At 49.0% G+C, this 4,025-nt stretch carries 7 protein-coding genes; 5 read left to right on the top strand and 2 right to left on the bottom strand.

What is annotated here, in order from left to right:
• Nucleotides 1-193 precede the first annotated feature (193 nt).
• The 4 genes from AB1L42_RS23775 to AB1L42_RS23760 all read left to right on the top strand — a co-directional run bounded on the left by AB1L42_RS23775 (nt 194) and on the right by AB1L42_RS23760 (nt 2,559).
• Nucleotides 194-745 carry a hypothetical protein gene (locus tag AB1L42_RS23775; RefSeq protein WP_367062715.1) on the top strand — a complete coding sequence of 184 codons (552 nt, stop codon included), beginning with the start codon at nt 194-196 and terminating at the stop codon, nt 743-745.
• A 306-nt stretch (nt 746-1,051) separates the two neighbouring features.
• Complete coding sequence (locus AB1L42_RS23770) at nt 1,052-1,414, top strand: hypothetical protein (protein WP_367062712.1); 363 nt, start codon at nt 1,052-1,054, stop codon at nt 1,412-1,414.
• Nucleotides 1,415-1,618 (top strand): CPBP family glutamic-type intramembrane protease, encoded by a 204-nt coding sequence (locus tag AB1L42_RS23765; RefSeq protein WP_367062709.1) that lies wholly within the window; start codon nt 1,415-1,417, stop codon nt 1,616-1,618. It begins immediately after the preceding gene.
• 14 nt (nt 1,619-1,632) lie between these two features.
• Nucleotides 1,633-2,559: a hypothetical protein gene (locus AB1L42_RS23760; RefSeq protein WP_367062706.1), complete on the top strand. Its 927-nt coding sequence runs from the start codon at nt 1,633-1,635 to the stop codon at nt 2,557-2,559.
• A 261-nt stretch (nt 2,560-2,820) separates the two neighbouring features.
• Here the strand turns inward: AB1L42_RS23760 and AB1L42_RS23755 are convergent, their stop codons facing one another.
• Nucleotides 2,821-3,093, bottom strand: coding sequence for a hypothetical protein (locus AB1L42_RS23755; RefSeq protein ID WP_367062703.1), 273 nt, complete (start codon nt 3,091-3,093; stop codon nt 2,821-2,823).
• Between the two features lie 175 nt (nt 3,094-3,268).
• Complete coding sequence (locus tag AB1L42_RS23750) at nt 3,269-3,526, bottom strand: hypothetical protein (protein WP_367062700.1); 258 nt, start codon at nt 3,524-3,526, stop codon at nt 3,269-3,271.
• A 126-nt stretch (nt 3,527-3,652) separates the two neighbouring features.
• Between AB1L42_RS23750 and AB1L42_RS23745 the strand changes: the two genes are divergently transcribed.
• The gene (locus AB1L42_RS23745; protein WP_367062697.1) at nt 3,653-3,901 is read left to right on the top strand and encodes a hypothetical protein; all 249 of its coding nucleotides are present in this window, start codon (nt 3,653-3,655) and stop codon (nt 3,899-3,901) included.
• The last annotated feature ends 124 nt before the right edge of the window (nt 3,902-4,025 follow it).

Here is a 4,025-nt window from a genome sequence, read left to right as displayed (position 1 = left end):
CTACTGTGATTGCGTGGCGACAAAGATGAGACAAGATAAAGAATAGATGAAGATTTCGTCTGTCTGTTGCGATCTACGAATTGGAATGATCATAATCCTGACCGCTTAAGATAGCGCACAATTCACTCGACATTTCGAGTAGGCTTCGCTTTTTTCATTTCTCCAACCGATCGCATTTGAGCCAGTAAGAACGATGTCAAACCGTGAGGGCCGTGACGAGACGGATTCCGATGATAGTGTTTGCCGTATCCAGCCACCCGATCCTCCTCCGGTCGAATCTGCGAACGATATCGAACCAGAAGATGTCGACATACTCGACGACGACAACTTGGGAAGCCTTGCTCAATCGGCGAGAAGCAACCATCTTAAGAACGCTCGAATCATGATGTACGTCCTTGGTACACTCATGCTGATCGTTAGTGTCACCCAATTCTTCATCGCAGAATTGATCGTGGACAATCAGATCAAGCTGGAACTCGCTAACATTAGCGGACGAGGGGTCGACATCGATCAGCAAAGAGTCCAACGCATCAGGGAAGAGACTGTCACTTTGACGAAAGTCGTGTCAGTCATCTCGTCAATTGCTGGCGTCATCCTTTTGGTCCTTGGATACCAGGTTTACAATTATCCGGTCCCGTGCACTGTGCTCGCACTCGTTTTATACCTGGGGGGCAAGCAGTGTCCACAATACTTGATCCGACCACTCTTACCCAGGAGGTTGTTATTAGGATCATCATTATTGTAGCCTTGATCAGCGCCATTAAGGCTGCGATCACTCACGAGCAGGAACGGGCAGTTTCGATATGATCGAGCCATCTTCGGATCAGCCCGATGGCGAAGCTTGGAATCCGGAAGTCAAGACGTAATTCGAATGTCGACGATCTCGCAAGTTTATCTGGTCTCCGTAGTACGCTGCCCATTCTGTCATACTACAAATCCTCTTATCACGCGGGCATCAACTTCGAACGAACTCCGTGAAAAGCGACTTTAGCGAAATCCATTAATTGTGATCATTGGCTGCTATGCATGCCTGTTATTCACGAACGTCGCCTTGGGAATCATTTCGGTACTCGCGACGGAAGTCACGCTTTTCGCAATCGTTGCTCTCAGCGAAATCGTATCGACTATTGCTATTCTCTTTGCCATGTGGCAAGCGACAGTAATACCGGAGCGCGAGGACCGTTCAGGATCTGGGAACGTCTGGATTCTGGCTCCTCTACTATTGGGCGCCGCTGCCGGAGTGAACTTCACTTACCATTTTTTCATTCACTTAATGGGTATGTATTACATCGATGACGGTTTGCTGACTGAAATAGGAAATCCCTGGCTCTCAGTTTTCATTATTTGCGTTCAGCCTGCCATTTTCGAAGAGCTTTACTTTCATGGCGTCGTGTGGAACGGGATGCATCAGTAAATGGGTATTGGTTCAACGCTCTTGGTGACGTCTTTCATGTTGAGTTTCGCGCATTTCGGGGTTCCTTTGAGCATCCCGATTCTCATCGTCGTCGGTTTGATTCTGGGAATCGCCCGGTCGAAGAGTGGTGGGCTGCTACTTCCGATGATCATCCACTTCTTTCACAATCTCTTGGTCATCTCAATCGAGCAACTCAGTTTCTAAAGACAGGGAGTTCAATGGACCGTTTTCAAGTGCCCGGACGAATCTCAAAAACCGCACTGTTCCTAGCGGCCTGCGGCCTGATCTTCGTCGCAATTGGAATCATCTTCCGTGAATCGAACTGGTTTGTCGCGTCCATTTTGCCCTGGACGCTCTTTGCATTTCTGCTCTCAACCTATTCGCCGGGCCAAGTCATTTCTTTCGAGGACGATGCTCTGAAATTCGATGACGGGCGAGAAATCCCGTATGAAGACATTCAAGGTATATCGATTGGAACGCGAATTCCCGGTCACCGCTCCGAAACTTTCCCTAGCGGACCAATGAGAATCTCTCATCGCCAGGGAATTGAAACGCTGAAAGGTTTACCTCGCAAAGAGGCAGCCCAGGTTTACCATCAACTCATCGATCGTATCCCAACGACTGGATCGGACAGTGTCGCCGAACCACTTGTAGGACGACTGCAACGCGACCGAGAGACCTTCGACAGCGAACTTGTTTCTTCTTACTGCGCTCGACAGTCGAGAGATCTCGATGGCAACGATCTCCGTCTTGCTACTTACACAATCATCGTCGCGACAATCGCAATGGGACTCAGTTTGTACTTCGAAGAATCGGCATGGATCGTGCGCTTGGTCGGGGTAGTTATCATCTGCCTGATTTGTTTCATAGGGTCGACGACAAAACCGAGTTTGATCAAGAATGCGGAACGATCTTCGCTGGTAATTTCTCCACGAGGTCTTGCGCTCCTGCAGGGTCCCTTGGTAGGCCAAATCAAGTGGGAAGAAATTCGCGAAGTTTCCTGCAAACCTTCAACCATGGGATATTACCCCATCCCTGCCATCACGATCTTAGTCCCGGGTGCGCGAATCCAGATCAATGACGTCTACGATCGACCACTCGGCATTATCTACGAACGTATTCAGACGTTCTGGGAAGACGACTAGAACTCACTGCTCATTCGACATTCTTACAACGACTTCGTTTTCCTCGGATTGGCCGGGGCTTCGCACTCCTGAACGCATTTGACTTCCCACCCAAGTGAGCAACAAAGCTGGATTTGGTCTTGTCTACTTCATCGACCTCGCCACCTACGTTGTAGCTACTAAACCAAGTTGCTCTTCCCGTCCACTCGCCTAAGCGGTCTCACTCAATTCCAAAGCTAAGATTGCTCGGGCGAAACAGTGTCAATCAATCTTGAAAGTTCTCTAAAACGTGGCAACAAAGTAGATCATGACAGCCACATACGCACTTCCAGCCAAGAGTGCAACTGGCCGAACCCAGGGCCTGATATTCCGATTGGTGTCGTAGATGACAAACCGAAACGGATCCTTTTCACCCAAGCACCATCTGTCAGCGCTCGTCGTGTCACGTTCTTCCACGAAGAGCAAACCGATGACAATGACGGTCACAGGCCCACAAGAGACCACAAAGAACAAAAACTTTTCTAACAGCACATTGTTCAAAGACCCGATGACCATTGACCTCCCCTTCCTTAAGCGAATCGTAACTCCTGTCCCTTCGATCGCGATAAGTACGTCCTCACTCCGCCATTCACCATTTCTTGAAGCTCCTAGAGTCGCTGGTTCTGGTAATCGCTGTTGAATCATGCACGATCCCCCAAAAGAACAGGCTCGCACATCGGCCACTGCCTTACTACCAATGAATCTCGATTTTGTCAGGCAGGCAGTCTTCGACTTTCCGCATGTCAGATTCCGACAAATCAAGATCCCTGGCATACAGATCAATTAATGAAGGAGATTCGCTGAGTAACCAAAGATCGTCGGGAGCAACATCGCACCCATCGATGGCAAGAAGCTTCAATGATGCTTCTTTGCTCAATGCGCGAATGGAGTTTGGAGTCAATGTCGTGTCATTTACGAGAAGTTCTACAAATTCGAGGTGCTCAACCAAGTAGAGTATCTCCTCTTCACTCATTTTGACATAACTCAAATTCAGCCGATCCAGGCGTAGAACCTGCAAAGTATCACACAACTCCCGAACAACGCTCACCCCATCACCGGAATGAAACGTTGACTCTTGCCCACTCCATTCTTTGCCTGGAACGAAGACCTGCAGGCCAACGTTAATTCTTCCGAAGTACGGATCGTTGTACGCATCGATATACCCTCCTTACTTCTCAAGAGTGTCTATGGCCGCATTGACGCGACGTATATGGACAAGGAGAACCGACATGCACCCAGCAACAACCAGAAGAATGCCTATCCAAGGCAGAAGTCTGGTGATGCGATGACCGCTTCGAAGTCTCGACACGATTTCACCCGCTAGTTCTAGTTCGCCCGACATCTCTATCCGAACTGGTATTTTTCACTTTCCGAGCATCCATGCTAGCAGCGATTACATTGGCGACCATCCGAGGCCATTCTTCGTGCGAACAGTTTGTAGAGTTTCA

Origin of the sequence: Thalassoglobus sp. JC818 (assembly GCF_040717535.1) — a bacterium.
In the GTDB taxonomy this organism is placed as follows: domain Bacteria; phylum Planctomycetota; class Planctomycetia; order Planctomycetales; family Planctomycetaceae; genus Thalassoglobus.
This window is presented reverse-complemented; position numbering and strand designations above follow the sequence as displayed.